The organism is Rhodanobacter sp. DHB23, from assembly GCF_014842975.1.
In the GTDB taxonomy this organism is placed as follows: domain Bacteria; phylum Pseudomonadota; class Gammaproteobacteria; order Xanthomonadales; family Rhodanobacteraceae; genus Rhodanobacter_A.
In genome coordinates, this window is the sequence record NZ_JACYXK010000029.1 from 118,095 (window position 1) to 138,610 (window position 20,516).

Here is a 20,516-nt window from a genome sequence, read left to right on the forward strand (position 1 = left end):
CGGCGATCCAGACACCCGACAGCCACCTCCGTAAACAGATACCGACCGCCATGCAGCGACAGACCCCCACCCAGGCCGGCATCGGCCAGCTGCTGGCAGAAGCAGGCACGGCGCTGAGCCAGGGCAAGCTGCCCGCCGCCGAGCGTGCGCTGTTGCAAGCCCTGGCCGCGGATCCCGGGCTTGCCGACGCGCAGTTCCTGTACGGCGTCACCTGCCTGATGGGCGGCCACGCCGCCAAGGCCGCCGGCTTCCTGCGCAAGGCCGTTGCGCAGCGTCCCGGCGACGCGAACATGCAAACCTACTTGGGCTGCGCTCTGCATGATGCCGGCGCACTGGACGAAGCCTTGACCCACCTGCGCCGGGCTTGCGAACTGGCACCTCGGCAAGCCAAGCACCTCTACAACCTCGGCAAGGCACTGAAGCAGCAGGGTCAATTGCGCGATGCCAACGAGGCCTTTCGCCACACGCTGGCACTGGACGGACAGCACGTGCTAGCCCGCATCGGCGTGGCTGATATCGCCACCATGCAAGGCGACATCACCCGCGCCGTAGCCGAATATCGGCACGTGCTGCGCCTGCAACCCGATCGTGCCGAGGCATGGCACGGGCTGGCCAACCTCAAAACCGAGTCGCTGGGGCCTGCCGACATCGATCTGCTTCGTCACGCTCTATACCAGCCCAATCTGCCGTCCGACACGAGGGTACTGCTCGGCTTCAGCCTGTTCCGCGCGCTAGAGGACCAACACGACTATGCCGGCGCTTTTGAAGCGCTGCGCCAGGCCAACGCGGACAAGCGACGGCAGGTGGAGTGGGATGCTGTCGCTGAACGCACGCGAATCGACCGCATCATGCAAGCCTTCAGTCCCCCTCCGCCTGTACCGACAAGCCCCGCGCTGGGGCACGAAGTCATCTTCATCGCCAGCATGCCGCGCTCGGGCTCCACGCTGGTCGAGCACATTCTCGCGACGCATCCCGATGTCGAGGGCGCCAACGAGATCTCCGACCTGCCGCAGGTGATCGAAGACGAATCGAACCGGCGCGGCCAGCCTTTTCCGCAATGGGTAGCCGCAGCCACAGCCGATGACTGGCACCGGCTGGGTCAGGACTACCTCACCCGCACCGCGCGCTGGCGCGAGCAACGCCCGCGTTTCACCGACAAGAACGTCACCAACTGGCCGTTGCTGGGCGCCGTACGCCGCATGCTGCCCGGTGCAAAGATCATCCATTGCCACCGCGACCCGGTGGAAACCTGCTTCTCCTGCTACCGCCACCTGTTCCGACACGGCGTGCATTACAGCTACGACCTTGGCGAGATGGCCGAGCATTACCGCGACTACAGCCGCCTCAGCACGTTCTGGCTAACGCGCTATCCAAAGCACATATTGGATTTCCCCTACGAAACCCTGGTGCAAGAACCCGAGACACAGATCCGTCGCCTACTCGCCTTCTGCGACCTCTCCTTCGACGTTGCATGCCTTACGCCCCATCGAACCAGGCGCGAAGTGCTCAGCACGGCAAGTGCAGCCCAAGTGCGCGAACCTATTCGCGCGGATACGGCACACAGCACACCGTATCATGAGTGGCTGCAATTGCTGCGGGAGCAGTTGTCGAAGTAACACGAGAAACGTGTACAAAGTCCGAGACGGACACTCCCATCACGACAGGCATCCCGATGGCCTGATCCTTACATGGCTTCTTCGTTCCACGTACGAACGAGGGCACTTGCCAAGGCAAACACCATAAAACAAGGCCGCCGGTTGCCCGGCGGCCTTGTTGGTTTATGCATCTCTTTCCCTCATGCCGGCGCTACGACGACATGAGGTTGGAGAGTGCGGCTTACCATTCGTACTTCGCAGTAAGCGTCAAGTAACGCGGCATTTCCGTCGCGATCGGAGTGTTGTAGATCGGATTGTACACAGACACTCCGTTGCCCTGGGCACCAGGATCGATGGCGTAACCGCTGGTGTAGAGCGTCGGCTTCTGCTCATTGAGCACGTTGTGCACTGCCGCTTGCAGGGTGAGGTGCTTGTTCGCCCACTCCGGCGTGTACGTCACGCTCAGGTTGAGCTGATGGGTCCACGGCGTAAAGCCACTGGCGCCCGGAGCAGACGGTTGGCCACCGGTACCCACAGGATGGCCACTGGCGTCCACCACGCCCGAGATTCCGCTCGGCACACCACCGCAGAAGTGCTCATAGGGGCCGCCATACAGGTCCGGATCAATCGTGGGACCGTAACCGCTCAAGCAGACCTTCGGCGAACCCGACTGGATGATGACGGTGGCGCTGACCATCCACTCCGGCGTAATGGCATAGGAGCCGAAAGCCTTGAGCGTGTGGCGATGGTCATTGGGCAGATCACCATTGGTGTTCGCCTCGATGTCCGTGTAATCCCAGTTCGCCGTAGTGCTACCGGAAAAATGGCTGCCCTGAGAGTTCGTGGTCTGCCCCGTCGCGGTATCGGTCGGACCTTCGTCGGTACCGTACGACTTGGAGAACACGTAGTCGATCTTGCCGAACCACTTGCCGTCCCACGTATGTTCCAGATAGGTATCCAGAGCATAGTACTTGCGCGACGGCGACACCGGGTACGTAGCAAGGAAGCCTTGCGTGACCCCCTGTCCCGTGTTCGGATTCCAGACATACAGCGTGCCATCGGCCTGCGGGATGTAGTTGGTCTTGCCCGGATTGACCAGGGCACCAGCGGCACCGTCGAAGATATCGGTGTCGTCGATGAAGTTACCCGTCCTCTCATAGGTTCCCTGCATGCCAAGCACCAGACCGCTATCGCCGAGCATCTTCTGGAAACCCAGCACGAACTCGTCCTGATACTCCGGCTTGAGGTTGGTCGAGGCATAGTCCTTGCCACTGCCGGGGACGCCATTCTCACCATCCGGCGAGTAGTACCCTGGCGTTGTCACACCCGGAGCCAAGACCACGGGAAGCGGGGTCAGCCCGGTCGGAACACCAGTCGCGCTGACGCCGGTATAGGTATAGGTGACTTCGCCGTTGATCGTGCCCATCGCCGAGTTACGCGTCGCCAGACCCGCCGGCAAGGCCAGGTAGTAGCGACCTGCGTTACCGAAGACCTTGAACGAGCTGTCGCCGAACACGTCCCAGCTGAAACCCAGGCGTGGCGCCCATTGCGGGCTGGTTTCCCTCACATAGGCAATACCCGTCGGACCGAGGTTTTCGAACTGGTCGTTGCGCAGACCAAGGTCAAGCAGCAGGTTGGGCGTAACCTGCCAACGGTCTTCCACGTACTGTGCCTTCTGACGGACAGCCAGATTCACGTCCGAACCGAAGAAATTCTCCGTGACGTAGTTGCCCACCACGGGAGCATTGACGTAAGGCGCTCCATTGACGCCCGAGTAGGGCGGCAGGCCGCTGGTATACGTATAGCTACCGCCGCCAAGGGTCTCGAAACCGTCGTGATCGTCACGGTACTGGATGTTGTCGATACCGAACTTGATGTCGTGATCGGGCGTGACCTTCCAGTCAAAGTCGACACGCAGGTTGGCGGTCTTGGTGGTGTGATCCGCGTTGGCGATGGTTGTATCGACCAGGTTCGGGACGGTGACGCCCGCCGGTACAGGGACTCCCGAGAAAGACACCGGCGCTTCATCACCACCAGCGAAGGCACTGTAGTACTGCCCCGTCATCACGCCGTACTGCAATTCAAGCGTGAGGTCATCGGTGATGTACGAGGTGTACTTGAGGATGCCGATCTTATAGGTGTTCTTGGTCGTTACACCCGGACCATAGAACGAACCAATGCTCTGGTTCGAGTAGTTGTAGTTGTAGAAGTTGCTGCTGGTCTCGTCCTGCTGGGTCTGGACGCCCGTGAACTCCAGCACATTATTGTCGTTGATGTTCCAGTCCAGCTTGCCGTAGAGCTTCGGCGACTTCGTGGCCTCTGACTGATAGAAACCCGACGGCGACGTCAGGCCATTGTTCCCCACGCCTTGCCCGATGCTGTCGTGCTGCCATTCAGCCGTGATGAAGAAGAACAGCTTGTCCTTGATCAGCGGGCCGCTGAGGTAAGCGTCATACACCGTCTCCCAATTGCTGTTCTGCCTCTTCCCGTAGTCGATCTGACCATAGCCGGCGGGATAGTTCGTGGTGCCCTGAGTGGGGTTCAGATAAGGCTTGCCAGCACTGGTCTCAGCACCGACCGGCGTATTTGGGTTGCTGTAATAGACGTTGTCGAAGCTGCCCTGTGCCCAAGACGGCTGCCAGGATACGTATACACCGGCATGCCAGTCGTTGCTGCCACGCTGACCGATCTGGCTGATCACGCCACCGGTTGAACGACCGTATTCGGGGCCGTAGCCGGAAGTGATGGTCTGCTGTTCGGAAATGGCGAAGAACGGCAACTCAACACCACCCGAGCCACCGATCGGATCGGTGGTGTTGAAACCGTTGAGGTAATAGGCATTTTCCACGACAGTGTTGCCGCCCATGGAAACCAGCGGCTCGCCCGTCGGGCCTGTACCCAAGGAGGCGCCGCCAAAGCTCACGCCCGGAGCCAGCATTGCAATGTCTTCGGCACTGTGAGCCACCGGCAGAGTCTTCAACTGCTGCGCAGTAATCACCGAAGTCTGGCGGGTGGAAGACACGTCGATCGCCGGCAACGAGTTGGCCGTGACCGTGACGCTGGAGAGGTTCTGCACATTGTTGCTGGCGGCGGAGAACGCCACCGGGGTGCCGCCCGCCACGCTCACCTGCACGTGGTCATGCGTGGACACCACGCTGCCATTCTGCATCAACGACACGGTGTAGTCGCCCACCGGCAACTGGTTGGCGCCATAGCGGCCGTCGCTGCCGACCGCCACTTCGCGGGTCAGGCCGGTCTGGTTGTTGACGATGCGCACCGTCTCGCCGGCCGACACCGGCGCGGTACCGAACACGGAGCCGGTGGTGGCCTGCGCCAGCACCTGGCCCGTCATGCCGACGCCGGCGACGATGGCCACGGCCAGCGCGGTGCGGCGCAATACGGAACGACGCGTTTCGCTATTGAACTTCTGGATATTCATGAGATCAGAAACTCCCCGGTAAAAATGACTACTTCAAAGCGAGAAAGCAGAGCGGCTGCGATTTCCACTTGAACGTCGCCATGACCTGGGCCATGGCGCAATTGAAGCGGGGCATACCTAAAGCCACAGCCACTGCCACACTCGCCGCAATGCTGCTTCTTGCTGGCCGACATTACGCATTCCGCTAACACAAAGTCAACATTCAAGAAATTGCGTACGCAGGCAAAAAATTACGAGGTGTTGCAAATAATCGATTCGAAATTTATTGCGTGATCGGCGTATTAATTTGGCGCCAACAGTACATTTGAAAGTGGCAATAGCCTCCCTGTGCCCGGGCACGCCTGAATCGACCGAAGATCAAACAGCAATCCGCACATCCACCAGCCTGTTGCCGGCAGATGCCGGCAAGGCACGCGCTCCAGCCGGGCAGGCGACACCGCATTTTCATGCGACAGGGGCGCCACTGTTGGTCCCCGACACTGCAACACTTGCCGACGGACGGTTAAAGCCGCCAGAGCCACCGGGTTCCTGCGCGAAACCATCGCGCATCCCGCGAACGCCGATGCATCACAAGATGTATCCGGGTGACACCCTGCCCTGCGGAATGTCCATGCGGTGGACAAGGCACTGCCCCAGCTCCAGCGGACAGACGAATCGAGGCGAAGGCGCAGCAGGCACAGGGCCCGGCGACCTTATGCTTCCCATGCATATCATCTCCGTCAGCCTCGCCCGGCTGGCGATGGGATCCGACCAGAGGCTTCTTCATGCCGGGCAAGACCAAACCCTCGACGGATCCCCCTTCGCCATCTCAAGGAAGGTCTGATCAACCGGGTTCTTGCTCGTCATTCCTGCGCAGGCAGGACAAAAGCGAGCTATGCGGGCGTTCTGCGCGCCATGCGCTTGTCCAGCCTGCGCTGGGATGACGAGCAAAATCAGCATCCATGAGATATGTGGCCAACCAGGAAACCTCCGATTTCGCTCGTCATCGCATCCCAGCGAAAGCTGGAATGACGCGCCGGAAATCTACTTCCGACCTCGCCTGGGCCAGACCCCTCAAGCCAGACGCGTGGCACTGGTTGGGCTTGCCACCGATCAGGCCGGGCATGACCGGGTGGACCTGCCTCACTCCCCCTCGCCATCCTCCTCGAAGCGCAGGTGCTTGACGCTGCGCCCGTTGCGGCGGACCAGCTTGAGCGCCTCGATGCCGATGCGGATGTGCGCCTCGACGTATTTCTCGGTGACCTTGCGGTCGCTGGCCTCGGTCTTCACGCCTTCGGGGATCATCGGCTGGTCGGACACCAGCAGCAGCGCGCCGCAGGGGATCTCGTTGGCGAAGCCGGCGGCGAAGATGGTGGCGGTCTCCATGTCGATCGCCATGCTGCGCGTCTGGCGCAGCCGCTCCTTGAACGCTTCGTCGTGTTCCCAGACGCGGCGGTTGGTGGTGTAGACGGTGCCGGTCCAGTAGTCGTGGCCGAGGTCGCGGATCATGGTGGAGACGGCGCGCTGCAACTGGAACGCGGGCAGGGCCGGCACCTCGGGCGGCAAGTAGTCGTTGCTGGTGCCCTCGCCGCGGATCGCGGCGATCGGCAGCACCAGGTCGCCGATCTGGTTCTTCTTCTTGAGCCCGCCGCACTTGCCGAGGAACAGCGCGGCCTGCGGCCTGATCGCACCGAGCAGGTCCATCACGGTGGCGGCGTTGGGGCTGCCCATGCCGAAGTTGACGAGGGTGATGCCGTCGGCGGTGGCGTTGGGCATGGGGCGGTCGCGGCCGTGCACCTCCACGCCGTGCCAGTCGGCGAACAGGTCCACGTAGTGGCCGAAGTTGGTGAGCAGGATGTACTGGCCGAACTGCTCCAGCGGCGTGCCGGTGTAGCGCGGCAGCCAGTTGGCGACGATCTCGTGCTTGTCCTTCATGGGGTATTGCCTTGTCGGATGTGTCCTTCCGCCGGCCCGGCGGAAGCTGACCGGCGACGCCACGCCGGCGGGTTCCTGGAGTCTGCCTTCATTATGTACGCTGCCCGCCGATCTGCACCGTGTTATGTTGCGATCGCCACACAAACAGGGCCACGACACATGCGCATGGGACTGACGATAGACGCTTCCTGCGATCTGCCGCAGGACTTCCTGCAACAGCACCGCATCGTGGTGATGCCGGTCACCATCAGGGTGGACGACGAAACCTTCACGGACAACCGCGACCCGGCCGAGGTGCAGCGCTTCATCGACCGCCGCCTCGGCAGCCGCAGCCACTCGGCGGAAACCGAGCCGACCACGGCCGAGGAGGTGCAGGAACTGTTCCTGGGACGCCTGGTGCTCGAGTACGACTGCGTGTTCTGCCTCACCGTCACCGCCACGCGCAGCCCGATCCACGACAACGTGACGCGAGCCAGCTTCAACGTGCTGCGCAACTACCGCGAGATGCGCGAGCAGGCCGGCATCCCGGGCCAGTTCATGATGCGGGTGATCGACACGCGCAACCTGTTCGCCGGCACGGCACCGGCGATATGGGAGGCGGCGCGGCTGATCGCCGCCGACATGCCGCCGGCGGCGATCCGCGAGCGGCTCAACCACATCGCCAGCCACACCTACGGCTACCTGATGCCGCGCGACCTGTACTATCTGCGCGCGCGCGCCAAGAAGAAGAACGACCGCAGCGTGGGCCTGGTCAGCGCGATGCTGGGCTCGGCGCTGGACATCAAGCCCATCCTGCGCTGCTTCCGCGGCGAAACCGGGCCGGTGGGCAAGGCGCGCGGCTTCGAGCAGGGCGCGCAGCAGCTGTTCGACTATGCCGCCGCCCGCGTGCGCGCCGGCCTGATCGTGCCGATGGTATGCGTGAGCTATGGCGGCGATCTGGCCGTGTTGGCGCAACTGCCCGGCTACGACAAGCTGCGCACGGCCTGCGAGGAATGCGGCGTCGCCCTGCTGGAGGCGCCGATGAGCATCACCGGCATGGTCAACGTGGGCGAGGGCGCGGTGGCGCTGGGCTTCGCCGCCGAGGAACACGAGCCTGATTTCTGATGCCGCGGCAGGAGCACCCCGTGCGCGATGGCTCGGGCGCCTGATCGGAGCAGGAGCATTCGCGCACAGGCTGCGCTCCTGCACCACCAACGGCACGCCGGGTTTCAGAACCCGTAGCTGAGGAAGCCGCCGTCCACGCCCAGCACCTGCCCGGTGACATAGCTGGCCGCGGGCAGGCACAGGAAGGCGATCGCCGCGGCCACTTCCTCCGGCTCGCCGATGCGGCGCAGCGGCGTGCGGTCCAGCACCTCCTCCAGGTAATCCTCGTCGGCCAGCGCCGGGTCGGTGCGCTGGGTGCGGATGTACCAGGGCGCCACCGCGTTGACGCGGATGCCGTCCACCGCCCACTCGGCGGCGAGGTTGCGGGTGAGCTGGTGCAGCGCGGCCTTGCTCATGCCGTAGGGCGCGCCGGTGCGCACGTGGGTGGCGCCGGACACCGAACCCACGTTGACGATGGCCGCGTTCGCGTGCTGGACCAGCTGCGGGTGCGCCAGCCGGCACATCTCGAAGGCGGCGAACAGGTTCAGCTCGAAGATCGCGCGGTAGTCGTCGCCGTATTCCAGCGCCTGCTTCGGCACGTTGCCGCCGGCGTTGTTGACCAGCAGCGACAAGGGCACGCCGAGGTCGGCCACCCAGTCGAACACCGCCAGCCGGTCTTCCGCATCGGCCAGGTCGGCGCCCATCGCGTGGACCGCGATGCCGGCGTGCTCGTCGGCCAGCTCCACGCGCACCTGTTCGAGGTAATCCTCGTCGCGCGCCACCAGCAGCAGGTTCGCGCCCAGTCCGGCCAGCTCGCGCGCGGTGGCGTAGCCGATGCCCTTGCTGGCGCCGGTGACCAGGGCAGTGTGGCCGTGCAGTTGCCAGGCGTCGATGCGACTGTTCATGCAACGAGCTTACAGGAAGCTTGCCCGCCGGACGTCCCGGCGGGACACTCGGCACCTGCCATTGGGAGGCCCCCGCGATGAAAATCCTGCTGCCGTTGCTGTGCCTGTCCACCCTCGCCGCCTGTTCCGGCAAGCCGCCGGAACCGGTCGCGCAGCCCGCCGCCGCGTCCAGCAGCCACGTTGCCGCGCCCTGGGACGCGATGAAGGCCGACGAACAGCGCGCCAAGGACGTGCAGAAGATCGTGGACAAGCAGGCCGCCGACCAGAACAAGCAGATCGAGGCGCAGACGCAGTGATTGCCGTTTGGCCGTCTTGACGGCCAAATACTTGCGCGCCATGGCATTTGCCGGCATCGTTCCGCGCATGGATGCCAGCCTTGCCGCACCGCCCCTGCTCGAGATCGACGACGCCACCGTGTTGCGCGGCAACCGCCCGGCGCTCGGCCGGTTCAGCCTGCGCGTCGAAGCGGGCCAGCACACGGCCATCCTCGGCGCCAACGGCTCGGGCAAGTCCACCCTGGTGCAACTGGTCGCACGCCAGCTCTACCCGCTGGCGCCGGGCGACGGCCGCAGCCCGGTGCGCGTGTTCGGCCGCGACCGCTGGAACGTGGCCGAACTGCGCAGCCTGCTCGGCATCGTCTCGCCGGCGCTGCAGCGCGAATACACCAGTGACACGCCGCTGGAGGTGTTCGACGCGGTGGTCTCCGGCTTCTTTGCCGCGCGCGGGCTATGGCTGGACCACGAAATCACTGCCGCCATGCGCGAGCGTGCGAACGCCGCGCTGGCCCGGACGGAGGCCAGCCACCTGGTCGGCCGCGAGATGGCCAGCCTGTCCACCGGCGAGGCGCGGCGCGTGCTGATCGCCCGCGCGCTGGTGCATCGCCCGCGCGCGTTGCTGCTGGACGAACCCTGCGCCGGGCTGGATATCGCCAGCCGCCGTCATTTCCTGGAGACCCTGCGCGCGCTGGCGCGCGGCGGCACCACCTTGCTGCTGGTGACCCATCACGTCGAGGAAATCATCCCCGAGATCGGCCGGGTGCTGCTGCTGAAGGACGGTCGCACGCTGCGCGAAGGCGACAAGGCCGCCACGCTCACCGGCGAGGCGCTGGGCGAGGCGTTCGGCATGCCGGTACGCGTGACGCGGCACGGCGAGTGGTACGAGGCCGCCGTCCTGTAGGAGCGCACCCTGTGCGCGATGCTCTTGCTTCGATCAAGCACCAGAGCCATCGCGCACAGGATGCGCTCCTTACAGCTCATTCACTGCGGGGTGCTGCAGAAGCAGTAGGCGTAGACGTTCGGCGCGCCGGCCTTCGCATCACGCAGCAGCGACAACTCCGGCGCCGCCAGCGCATGCACCTGCGCGAACCATGGCGGCAACCGCAGGCCCCAGCCCTGCAGCAACTCCACGCTGGCACTCTGGCTGAAGCCGACCAGGAAGCTCTCGAACGCGCCCATCGGCGCCTGCTGGTAGTGCACGGAATAATCCGTGCCCAGCTTCGCCAGTCTGGCCGCTTCGTCCTCCGCGTCGCCAAGGCCGCCGAGCTGGTCGACCAGGCCACGTTCCAGTGCCTGGCTGCCCGTCCACACACGGCCCTGCGCGATGGCGTTGATGGCCTCGAAATCCTTGCCGCGTGCCTTGGCCACACCGCCCACGAAATCACGGTAGCCCTTGTCGATGATGGCCTGGATCACCGCGCCCACCCTGGGATCGAGCGGGCGGGTGATGTCGAAGGCGCCGGCCATCGGCCCGGTGGCCACGCCGTCGCTCTGGACGCCGAACTTGGCCAGCGTGTTCGGCACCGAGTAGTACATGCCGAAGATGCCGATGGAGCCGGTGATGGTATTGGGCTCGGCGAAGATGCGATCGGCGTTCATCGAGATCCAGTAGCCGCCGCTGGCGGCCACGTCGCCCATCGACACCACCACCGGGATGCCGGCTTCGCGGGTCAGCGCCACCTCGCGGCGGATCTGCTCGGCGGCGTACACCTCGCCGCCGGGAGAGTCGACGCGCAGCACCAGCGCCTTGGTGCGCTTGTCCTCGCGCGCGGCGCGGATCAGCGCGGCGGTGGATTCGCCGCCGATGGAACCCGCCGGCCGCTTGCCGCCGGCGATCTCGCCTTCGGCCACCACCACGGTCACGCCGGAGGCGAACAGGTCCGCGCCGTTCGACACGTCGGCGGCGTAATGCGCGAGGTCCACCGAGCGGAAGCCGCGGCCGCTCTTCGCGGCGGGCACGCCCTGCTCGCGCAGCGACGCGATCAGCTCGGCACGCGTGGCGGTGCCGTCGATCAGGTGCTGGTTGAGCGCCAGTTGCGCGAGATCGCCCTGGGTGCTCCCGATGGTCTGCGGCAGGTCGTCCACGTCGGCGCGCAGCGTCGCCGGATCGAGCTTGCGCAGCTTCGCCACCTCGGCGAGGTATTCGTCCCACAGCCCGCCCATCCAGTAGCCGTCGGCTTCCTTCGAGGCGGGCGAGGCGTGATCGAGGATGTACGGCTCGGCCGCGCTCTTGAACTCGCCCACGCGGAACAGATGCACGTCCACGCCCAGCTTGTCGAGCAGGTCCTTGTAGAACAGGCGGTAGTTGGCCAGGCCGGTGAGCATCAGGCCGCCCTGCGGATCGAGCAGCACGCGGTCGGCGTGGGCGGCGAGGTAATACTGGCCCTGGTCGAGGTTCGCCGCCCAGGCAAGCACCGGCTTGCCGGTGGCGCGGAAGCGGTCCAGCGCCGCGCCCACTTCGCGCAGCGCGGCGAAGCCGCCGGCATGCAGCTCGTCCGGCAGCAGCAGGATGCGGCTGATGCGCCTGTCCTTCGCCGCGGCGTCGATGGCGCCCACCAGGTCGCGCAACTGCACCTGCTGCGACTTGTCGCCGGAGAGTTTCGCCAGCGCGCGCTGCAGCGGGTCGACGCTGTACTGCTCGACCAGCTGGCCCTCGGGTTCCAGCACCAGCACGCTGCCGTCCAGCACGGCGCCCTTGCCGCGGCCGGCGGCGACGCCGCCGATGACCAGCAGCAGCACGATGAACAGGAAGAAGAAAAACACCGCGTTGACGATGAGCAGGCGCACCACGTTGATGCCGCGGCCGATGCCGCACAGCGCGGCCCAGAAACCGTTGCGGCGCGGCGGCACGGGCGGCGGCGAGGGGCGGGAGGGCATGGGCGGTGGCGGCATCGTTGCGGGCTCCTTGCAGGTGGCCGCTAGCGTAGCCGTTCGCGTGGCGGCGCGTCAGGCTTGCGCCGCCACCCCTGCCGACGGCGACAGGTGCGCCCGCCAGCGCTCGCGCCGCGCACTGCGCCAGAAGCGCACGAACAGCATCACCGCCGCCACCGAAAGCCCGGCGATCAGGCCCATCCACATGCCGCGCGCGCCCAGGCCGTGGTGGAAAGCCAGCCACCAGCCGGCGGGCATGCCCACGCACCAGTAGGCGAACAGGGTGATCGCCATCGGCACGCGGGTGTCCTTGAGGCCGCGCAGCGCGCCGTTCGAGGCGACCTGGACGCCGTCGGAGAACTGGAACAGCCCGGCCAGCACGATCAGCTGCGCCGCCAGCGCGATCACCTTCGCATCGTGCGTGTACAGCGTGGCGATGAAATGCGGCACCGCCAGCATGATCGTGGCGGATACCAGCTGCGAGGCCAGCGTCAGGCCGATGCCGCAGAAGCCGGCATAGCGCACGCCGCGCGCGTCGCCGCGCCCCACCGCGTTGCCCACGCGCACGGTGATCGCCATCGCCAGGCCCAGCGGCACCATGAAGAACAGCGTGGCGACGTTGAGCGCCACCTGGTGGCTGGCGATCACGTCCTCGCCCAGCGTGCTGATGATCAGCGCGGTGGCCACGAACAGGCCGCCCTCGGCCAGCAGGGTCACCGCCATCGGCGCGCCCACGTGCAGCAGCGCGCCTATGCGCCGCCAGTCGGGCCATTCGAAATGCTCCAGCAGGTTCAGGCCGCGATAGTTGCGATGCTTCGTCACGTACACGGCGAAACCGGCCATCTCCAGCCACAGCACCGTGGCGGTGGCGATGCCGCAACCATGCGCGCCCTGCGGCGGGATGCCCAGCTTGCCGAACATCAGCACATAGCCCAGCGGAACCAGCAGCAACAGGCCGCCGAAGCCGAAGTACATCGACGGGCGCGTCAGCGACAGACCTTCGGACAGGCCACGCAACGCGAAATAGCAGGTCAGCGCGGGTGCGCCCCAGCTGATCGCGGACAGGAAACGCAGCACGTCGCCGCGCAGGCTGGGCGTCACGCCGATCAAGTCGATCAGCGGCCCCGCGTGGCGCACCGCGAACCACAGCAGCGCGCCCATCGCCACGGCCAGCCACAGCGCCTGCCGGAACACCGCGCCCACTTCGCCGCGGCGTCCCGCGCCATCCAGCTGCGCCACCGATGGCGGCACGGCCATCATCATGCCGATGCCGCTGACGATGGCCAGCGACCAGATGCTGGCGCCCACCGCCACGGCGCCCAGCACGTGGGCACCCACGTGGCCGGAGAGCACCGCGTCGATCACGTTGCTGCCGACCGCGGCGAGCTGCGCCAGGATCAGCGGAATGGCGAGGCGCACGGTGGCGCCGATTTCGTGCCGCACGCGGGCACGCTCGGGACGGAAAGGTCTCATGACGCGTCCATTCTAGCCGAGGCGCCATCCGGCTTTGCCCGTCATTCCGGCGCAGGCCGGAATCCAGTAGCCATGATGCATGGGCGAGCGTAATCGCCACTGGATCCCGGCCTACGCCGGGATGACGAGCCAAAGCAGAGTCGGCACATGCCGCATGCTGTGCCAAGATCGCAGGCTGCAATGCCAAGAGGGGCACGCGATGAAATCCCTGGTCAGCCACGAAGGGCTGCACTGCGCCAACTGCGGCACGCCACTGGCGGGCGAGTACTGCCACGAGTGCGGCCAGTCCGTGCACAGCGTGCTGAAGCCGATGCACCACATGGTCGAGGAAACCGTGGAGACGGTGCTGCACATCGACAGCCGCATCGTGCACACGCTGCCGCCGCTGTTCCTCAAGCCCGGCTTCCTCACGCTGGAATATTTCGCCGGCCGCCGCGTGCGCTACATCGCGCCGTTCCGGCTGATGTTCGTGCTGAGCCTGCTGTGCTTCTTCGCGCTGCACCTGGCCACCTCGGAAGTGATCGACCAGGGCCTCGCCAAGCACCAGCAGAAGGTGCTGAACGACCGCGGCAGCGACTTCGCGCAGGCCGACAGCGCGGACAAGGTGCGCGAACTGCTCGACGACAAGATCAATGCCCTCGACGCCGTGCAGACTTTCGGCAGCGACGCGGCCGCCGCCGCGGTGGGCAGCGCGAAACAGCAGTTGCGCGCGGCCGCCGACCAGCGACTGGCCGAACTGCATGCCCAGCCGCTCCCGGCCGCCGCCAGTTCCTCCGCGACACCGGAGTCGCCGTTCCCGCATCGGGTGGAGCATTTCCGGATTTCCTGGCTGCCCGTTTCGGCCAACGAACGGCTGAATGCGGTCGCCCAGCACATCAACGACAACATGTACGCAGCCACCCACGGCGACGAGGCAGGCAGGGAGGCCGCCCGGGATCGCATGATCACCGGCGTCTTCGGCAAGCTGCCGGGCGCCATGCTGGTGCTGGTGCCGGTGTTCGCGCTGCTGCTCAAGCTGTTCTACGTGTTCAAGCGGCGGCTCTACATGGAGCAGCTGATCGTGGCGCTGCACAGCCAGGCCTTCCTGTTCCTGTGGCTGCTGATGCTCATCCTGCTGACCATGCTGGACGGCTGGCTGGTGCCGCACGCGGCCTGGGTCGACCACCCGCTGCGCTGGCTGCGGGCGGCCCTGCTGTGGTGGGCGCCGATCTACCTGCTGCTGATGCAAAAGCGCATCTACCGGCAGGGCTGGCCGATGACCCTGCTGAAATATTGGTGCATCGGCTGGCTCTACTTCTGGCTGCTCGGCTTCGTGCTGTTCTGTGCGCTGGGGCTGGGTCTGGCGCACTGATCGCAGGCCGCCCGGCCGCGGTTTTGCACAGCGTCAAGTAACTGTCAAGGCATCCGCGGCGACCCGGTCGCCTTGTGAAGACCTTCTGACACGGATTTGCAAGTCATTGATATAAAAAACGTTTTCAACATGACCAAAACATGTCCAGACCGTCGCGAAGGGCGCCGCCATGCGCTTCGGCGCCCCTCGTCCCCGCCTCATCCACAGACTTTTCCACAGGCTTTGTGGATAAGCGGAAAAACCTGCGCCGAAGAGTGACTTGCGACTCGTTCCTCGACCCCCAGGCAGAAAGTACCCGCAAGCTCCGCACCACTGGATCCGTGTCCCGGGAATCCACCCTTCGGCAGCTTGACCCCACCGCTAAACTGCCCGCCATGATGCCTGCCGTCCTGCGCGTCGCCCTGCCGGTGCCCCTGCCCACCCTGTTCGACTACCTGCCGCCCGCGGCGGGCGACGACGTGCAGCCGGGCTGCCGCGTGCTGGTGCCGTTCGGCCGTGGCCAGACGGTCGGTGTGGTAGTGGCCACGGGCGTGGAAGCCGCGATCGGTGCAGGCAAGCTCAAGCGCGCGCTGCGCCTGCTGGACGACACGCCCCTGCTCGACGCCGAACTGATGCAGACCCTGGCCTGGGCCGCCGACTACTGGCTGGCCGCACCCGGCGAGGCCTACGCCAACGCGCTGCCGCTGGCGCTGCGCGAAGCGAAGCCGCTGCCGCCGCTGGGCGAGGAATGCTGGTCGCTCACCACCACCGGGCGCAGCGCACTGGATGCCGGCAGCCGGCGCGGCGGCAGTCGCGCCCTGCTCGCCGAACTCGCCGCGGGCGCATTGAGCGCGGCCGAACTGGATGCCTGCCTGCCCGACTGGCGCGCCGCGGCGCGCCGGCTGCTCGCCGCCGGCCTCGTGGCGCGCGGCGAACGCAGCGCCGGCACGAACCCGCCCACGCGCCACGCGCCCGCGCTCAGCGGGGAACAGCAACAAGCCGTGGACGCCGTGGCGGCGAGCCTCGGCGGCTACCAGCCCTTCCTGCTCGACGGCGTCACCGGCAGCGGCAAGACCGAGGTGTACCTCGCGCTGATCGAACGCGTGCTGGCGCAGGGCCGGCAGGCGCTGCTGCTGGTGCCGGAGATCGGCCTCGCCCCGCAGACCCTGCGCCGCCTGCGCGAGCGCCTGGGCGTGCCGGTGGAAGTGATCCACTCCAACCTCGCCGACGGCGAACGCGCCCGCGCCTGGCTGCGCGCGCGCAGCGGCGAGGCTAGGGTGATCCTCGGCACCCGCTCGGCGGTGTTCACGCCGCTGCCGCAGGCCGGGCTGGTGATCGTGGACGAGGAGCACGACGGCGCCTACAAGCAGCAGGAAGGTTTCCGCTACCACGCGCGCGACCTCGCGGTGGTGCGCGCGCGCGCGCTGGGCGTGCCGGTGCTGCTGGGTTCGGGCACGCCGTCGCTGGAATCGCTGGCCAACGTGGAGGCGGGCCGCTACCGCGCGCTGCACCTGCGCGCGCGCCCCGCCGCGGCGCGGCCGCCCACGGTGCAGATCGTCGACATGCGCGCGCAGCGACTGGAACACGGCCTCTCGCCCACCCTGCTCGCCGCGGTGGCCGACACCGTGGCGCGCGGCGAACAGGTGCTGGTGTTCAAGAACCGCCGCGGCTACGCGCCGGTGCTGTACTGCCACGCCTGCGGCTGGCACGCCGACTGCCCGCGCTGCGAGCGCCCGATGACCCTGCACGCCGGGCGGCGCGCGCTGGTCTGCCACCACTGCGACCACCACGCGCGCATCCCCGCCGCCTGCCCGAGCTGCAACGCCACCGAACTGAAGCCGCAGGGCCAGGGCACCGAGCGGCTGGAAGAGGCGCTGGCCGCGCGCTTCCCCGACGTGCCCGTGCTGCGCATCGACCGTGAGACAACGCGGCGCCGCGACGCCTTCGAGCAACTGCTGGGCGACCTGCGCGACGAGGCGAAGCCCGCGATCCTGGTCGGCACGCAGATGCTGGCCAAGGGCCACGACCTGCCCAACCTCACCCTGGTCGCCATCGTCGGCGTGGACGAGGGTCTGCTCAGCGTGGACTTCCGCTCCGGCGAACGGCTGGCGCAGCAACTGGTGCAGGTCGCCGGACGCGCCGGACGCGCCGCCAAGCCCGGCCGCGTGCTGCTGCAGACGCATCACCCGGATCACCCCTTGCTGCGCCAGTTGCTGGCGCAGGGCTATGCCGCCGCCGCGCAAGCCCTGCTCGCCGAACGGCGGCAAGGCATGCTGCCGCCCTTCGCGCACCAGGCGCTGCTGCGCGCCGAAGCCACGCAGCGCAGCGCTGTCGATGCCTTCCTCGCCGATGCCGCTGCCGCCCTGCCCATCGACCACGGCCTGCAGGTCGCCGGCCCGATGCCCGCGCCGATGCCGCTGCGTGCTGGTCGCCAGCGCGGGCAGCTGCTGCTGGAAGCCGCCAGCCGCCGAGACCTCCACGCCGCATTGCGCCCATGGGCCATACGACTCGCGCAGCTGCCCTGCGCACGCAAAGTGCGCTGGTCGCTGGACGTGGATCCGATCGACCTCTACTGATCGTGCAGTTTCACCCCGTCTAATTTCGTGCCGCACTAGCATCGGTCGGACGACGATGGGAGGCCGCATGCAACTGCCCGCAGCACTGGTCAACTTTTTCGGCCTTGGCGGCATCGAGACGCTGAGGTCCACGCATCACCTGACGCTAGCTTCGTTCGAGAGCATCCAGGGCATCGAGGCGGTGGTCTCGCCGATCTTCCCCGCGATCCTGCTGTGCGAGATCGCCTTCCTGGTCTGGGCCTGGCATCGCTCGCCGGGCAGGCTCTACGGGGCCTACAAGATCCCCGTGCTGATGTACGTGTTCAACTGGATCATCGGCCTGCTGGTCAACGTCGACGTGTTCCTGTGGACGCAGCGGCACTTCGCCGCGCTCGCGCCATTCACCGCGACGCTGCGCATCGGCTGGTTCTTCTATGCCTACGTGGTGTGGGAGCTGAGCCACTTCGTCTACCACTGGACCTGCCACAAGGTGCGGCTGCTGTGGGTGCTGCACTCGCCGCACCACGCCCCCACCCACATGAACCTCGGCGTGATCTTCGCCGCGTTCTTCCTGCAGGGCACCTACGCGAACTTCGTGCGCACGGCGATCTGCTCGATCCTCGGCGTGCCGATGGAACTGCTGATCCTGTGCATGGTGATCGATTCCTGCTGGGGCTCGCTGATCCATTGCAGCGAGGAACTCTGGCCGTCCGGCAAATCCGGCAGCTTCCTCGACACCCTGCTGCTGATGCCTTCGGACCATCGCGTCCACCACTCCAGCAACCCGGAATACATCGACACGAACTACTGCAACACCTTGCCGATCTGGGACAAGCTGTTTGGCACGCTGCGCCGCGAGATTCCCGACATCAGGCCCCGATACGGCCTGAGTCGCCCACAGAAGCCCAACGATTTCACCGATACCTACTTCGGCGAAATCGGCCTGCTCTGGCACGACATCCGGAATGCGGACTCCTGGAAGAAGCGCGCGCTGCTGATCGTGATGCCGCCCGGCTGGGGCTCGCCGGGCCATTGATCGGCAGCCGGCGGACGTTGATCCGCGCCCCTTCTCGATTGAATGCGCAACCCTGAACACTTATAATCAACATATAATCTGGAAACCTCCTGGAGGCCACCATGTCCCAAATCACCCTGTATCTGGACGACGCCACGCAGGCGCTGGTGGACGAGGCCGCACAGGCCAGCGGCCTGTCCAAGAGCCGCTGGGTGGCCGAAGCCATCCGCAAATACGCGGCCCACGAATGGCCGGAAGACTGCCTGGCACTGGCCGGACGCTTCGCCGATTTCCCGCTGCGCGAGGATGCGCCCAGCGTGGCCGACATGCCGCGCTTGGGCTTCTGAGCATGCTGGTGCTGGACAGCAACACCATCAGCTACTACTTCCGTGGCGACGCTAGCGTGGTGGGGCGGCTGCAAGCCCTCCGTCCCGCAGAGATTGGCGTGCCCGCCATCGTGGAATACGAACTGCGCTATGGCCTGCTGCGCCTGCCGGCCGAGGCGGCCACGCCGCGCCTGGCCGCGCTGGCCCAACTGCTGCAACCCATGCAGATGCTGCCGTTCGACAGCGAGTGCGCGCAGCATGCGGCCCGCATCCGCGCGACACTGGAAGCCGCCGGCACGCCGATCGGTCCGCACGACACCCTGATCGCCGCCACCGCGCTGCGCCACCAGGCCACGCTGGTGACGCGCAACGAACGCGAGTTTTCGCGCGTGCCGGGATTGCATTGGGTGAATTGGCACGAGGCTGGATAAGAGCGGGTTTCGAAGCACCGGATTAAGGAGTCACTCCATGCCCGATGCACTGCCCCACATCGTGATACTCGGCGGCGGCTTCGGCGGGCTCACCGCCACGCAGGCCCTGGCCCGCACACCGGCGCGCATCACCCTGGTGGACCGGCACAACCACCACCTGTTCCAGCCGCTGCTGTACCAGGTTGCCACCGCCGGCCTGTCGGCGCCTTCGATCGCCGCGCCGCTGCGGCAGATCCTGCGCCACCAGCGCAACGTCACCGTGCTGATGAACGAGGTCACCGGCATCGATCTCGCGCAACGCCACGTGCAGCTCACGCGCGAGCGACTGGATTACGACTGGCTGGTCGTCGCCACCGGCGCCGCGCACGCCTACTTCGGCCACGACGACTGGGCCGCCGATGCGCCGGGGCTGAAATCGCTGGACGACGCGCTGGCGATCCGCCGCCGCGTGCTCACCGCGTTCGAGCGCGCCGAAGAGGAAGACGATCCCGCCCGCCGCCAGGCCTGGCTCAACTTCGTGGTGGTGGGCGGTGGCGCCACCGGCGTCGAACTGGCCGGCACGCTGGCCGAGATCGCGCGGCACACGCTGGCCGGCGAGTTCCGCCGCGCACAACCGGGCGCGGCGAACATCCTGCTGGTGGAAGCCGGCCCGCGCGTGCTGGCTGCGTTCGACCCCGCGCTGTCGGCGAAGGCGCAGCGACAACTCGAACGGCTGGGCGTGCAGGTACGCCTGGGCCAGGCGGTGACTGCCGTGGACGGCACGGGCGTGGCACTGGGCGGCGAACGCATCGCCACGCGCACCGTGCTGTGGGCCGCAGGCGTGGCCGCCTCGTCGCTGGGCCGCTGCCTCGACACACCACTGGATCGCGCGGGCCGCGTGCTGGTGCAACCCGACCTCAGCCTGCCCGGCCATCCCGAGGTGCTGGTGATCGGCGACCTCGCCAGCGTGCAGCAGGATGGCCACGCGGTGCCCGGCGTGGCGCCCGCCGCCAAGCAGATGGGCGAACACGCGGGCAAGCTGATCGCCGCGCGCCTGCACGACGACGCGCAGGCCATGCCGTTCCGCTACCGCGATACCGGCGCGCTGGCCACCATCGGCCGCATGGCGGCCGTCGCCCAGTTCGGCAAGCTGCGCCTGTCCGGCGTGCTCGCCTGGTGGGTGTGGCTGGGCGCGCACATCTGGTTCCTGATCGGCTTCCGCAACCGCCTCGTGGTGATGCTGGACTGGGCGATGGCGTACTGGACCCAGGCTCGGCACGCGCGGATCATCACCGGACAGGACAAGCGCACGGATCGAGGCTGAC

At 66.8% G+C, this 20,516-nt stretch carries 16 protein-coding genes; 10 read left to right on the forward strand and 6 right to left on the reverse strand.

The features are described 5' to 3' along the window. Positions 1–50 precede the first annotated feature (50 nt). The gene (locus IHE47_RS15360) at positions 51–1,616 is read left to right on the forward strand and encodes a sulfotransferase (protein WP_192107450.1); all 1,566 of its coding nucleotides are present in this window, start codon (positions 51–53) and stop codon (positions 1,614–1,616) included. Positions 1,617–1,836: 220 nt separating this feature from the next. Here IHE47_RS15360 and IHE47_RS15365 read toward each other — a convergent pair whose 3' ends face one another. The 3 genes from IHE47_RS15365 to IHE47_RS15375 all read right to left on the reverse strand — a co-directional run bounded on the left by IHE47_RS15365 (position 1,837) and on the right by IHE47_RS15375 (position 6,948). Then, a complete protein-coding gene (locus IHE47_RS15365; RefSeq protein WP_192107452.1) occupies positions 1,837–5,034 on the reverse strand; it encodes a TonB-dependent receptor in 3,198 nt (1,065 codons plus the stop codon). After that, on the reverse strand, positions 5,031–5,207 hold the full coding sequence (locus tag IHE47_RS15370; protein WP_192107454.1) for a hypothetical protein: 177 nt from the start codon (positions 5,205–5,207) through the stop codon (positions 5,031–5,033). Before IHE47_RS15370 ends, IHE47_RS15365 begins: the two co-directional genes overlap by 4 nt. A 949-nt stretch (positions 5,208–6,156) precedes the next feature. Continuing rightward, positions 6,157–6,948: an AMP nucleosidase gene (locus IHE47_RS15375; protein WP_192107456.1), complete on the reverse strand. Its 792-nt coding sequence runs from the start codon at positions 6,946–6,948 to the stop codon at positions 6,157–6,159. A 159-nt stretch (positions 6,949–7,107) separates the two neighbouring features. Between IHE47_RS15375 and IHE47_RS15380 the strand changes: the two genes are divergently transcribed. Beyond that, on the forward strand, positions 7,108–8,052 hold the full coding sequence (locus IHE47_RS15380; RefSeq protein ID WP_192107458.1) for a DegV family protein: 945 nt from the start codon (positions 7,108–7,110) through the stop codon (positions 8,050–8,052). A gap of 104 nt (positions 8,053–8,156) precedes the next feature. On the opposite strand, the gene IHE47_RS15385 is transcribed toward IHE47_RS15380, so the two are convergent. Beyond that, complete coding sequence (locus tag IHE47_RS15385) at positions 8,157–8,936, reverse strand: SDR family oxidoreductase (protein ID WP_192107460.1); 780 nt, start codon at positions 8,934–8,936, stop codon at positions 8,157–8,159. A gap of 77 nt (positions 8,937–9,013) precedes the next feature. Between IHE47_RS15385 and IHE47_RS15390 the strand changes: the two genes are divergently transcribed. After that, positions 9,014–9,232 (forward strand): hypothetical protein, encoded by a 219-nt coding sequence (locus tag IHE47_RS15390; RefSeq protein WP_192107462.1) that lies wholly within the window; start codon positions 9,014–9,016, stop codon positions 9,230–9,232. Between the two features lie 67 nt (positions 9,233–9,299). Beyond that, positions 9,300–10,112, forward strand: a complete 813-nt coding sequence (locus IHE47_RS15395; RefSeq protein ID WP_225561995.1) for an ATP-binding cassette domain-containing protein — start codon at positions 9,300–9,302, stop codon at positions 10,110–10,112. A gap of 80 nt (positions 10,113–10,192) precedes the next feature. On the opposite strand, the gene sppA is transcribed toward IHE47_RS15395, so the two are convergent. Further along, a complete protein-coding gene (gene sppA / locus IHE47_RS15400) occupies positions 10,193–12,103 on the reverse strand; it encodes a signal peptide peptidase SppA (protein ID WP_225562002.1) in 1,911 nt (636 codons plus the stop codon). A 54-nt stretch (positions 12,104–12,157) separates the two neighbouring features. Then, complete coding sequence (locus IHE47_RS15405) at positions 12,158–13,555, reverse strand: MATE family efflux transporter (RefSeq protein WP_192107464.1); 1,398 nt, start codon at positions 13,553–13,555, stop codon at positions 12,158–12,160. A gap of 199 nt (positions 13,556–13,754) precedes the next feature. On the opposite strand from IHE47_RS15405, the gene IHE47_RS15410 reads away from it, so the two are divergent. The 6 genes from IHE47_RS15410 (at position 13,755) to IHE47_RS15435 (ending at position 20,515) form a co-directional block, all read left to right on the forward strand. Next, positions 13,755–14,906, forward strand: a complete 1,152-nt coding sequence (locus tag IHE47_RS15410; protein ID WP_192107465.1) for a DUF3667 domain-containing protein — start codon at positions 13,755–13,757, stop codon at positions 14,904–14,906. A gap of 377 nt (positions 14,907–15,283) precedes the next feature. Next, positions 15,284–17,461: a primosomal protein N' gene (locus tag IHE47_RS15415; RefSeq protein WP_192108322.1), complete on the forward strand. Its 2,178-nt coding sequence runs from the start codon at positions 15,284–15,286 to the stop codon at positions 17,459–17,461. Between the two features lie 67 nt (positions 17,462–17,528). Further along, positions 17,529–18,476 carry a sterol desaturase family protein gene (locus IHE47_RS15420; protein WP_192107467.1) on the forward strand — a complete coding sequence of 316 codons (948 nt, stop codon included), beginning with the start codon at positions 17,529–17,531 and terminating at the stop codon, positions 18,474–18,476. Between the two features lie 101 nt (positions 18,477–18,577). Then, on the forward strand, positions 18,578–18,802 hold the full coding sequence (locus IHE47_RS15425) for a CopG family transcriptional regulator (RefSeq protein ID WP_192107470.1): 225 nt from the start codon (positions 18,578–18,580) through the stop codon (positions 18,800–18,802). A 2-nt stretch (positions 18,803–18,804) separates the two neighbouring features. Next, complete coding sequence (locus IHE47_RS15430) at positions 18,805–19,212, forward strand: type II toxin-antitoxin system VapC family toxin (protein ID WP_192107472.1); 408 nt, start codon at positions 18,805–18,807, stop codon at positions 19,210–19,212. A gap of 37 nt (positions 19,213–19,249) precedes the next feature. Beyond that, a complete protein-coding gene (locus IHE47_RS15435; RefSeq protein ID WP_192107474.1) occupies positions 19,250–20,515 on the forward strand; it encodes an NAD(P)/FAD-dependent oxidoreductase in 1,266 nt (421 codons plus the stop codon). Position 20,516: the final 1 nt, after the last annotated feature.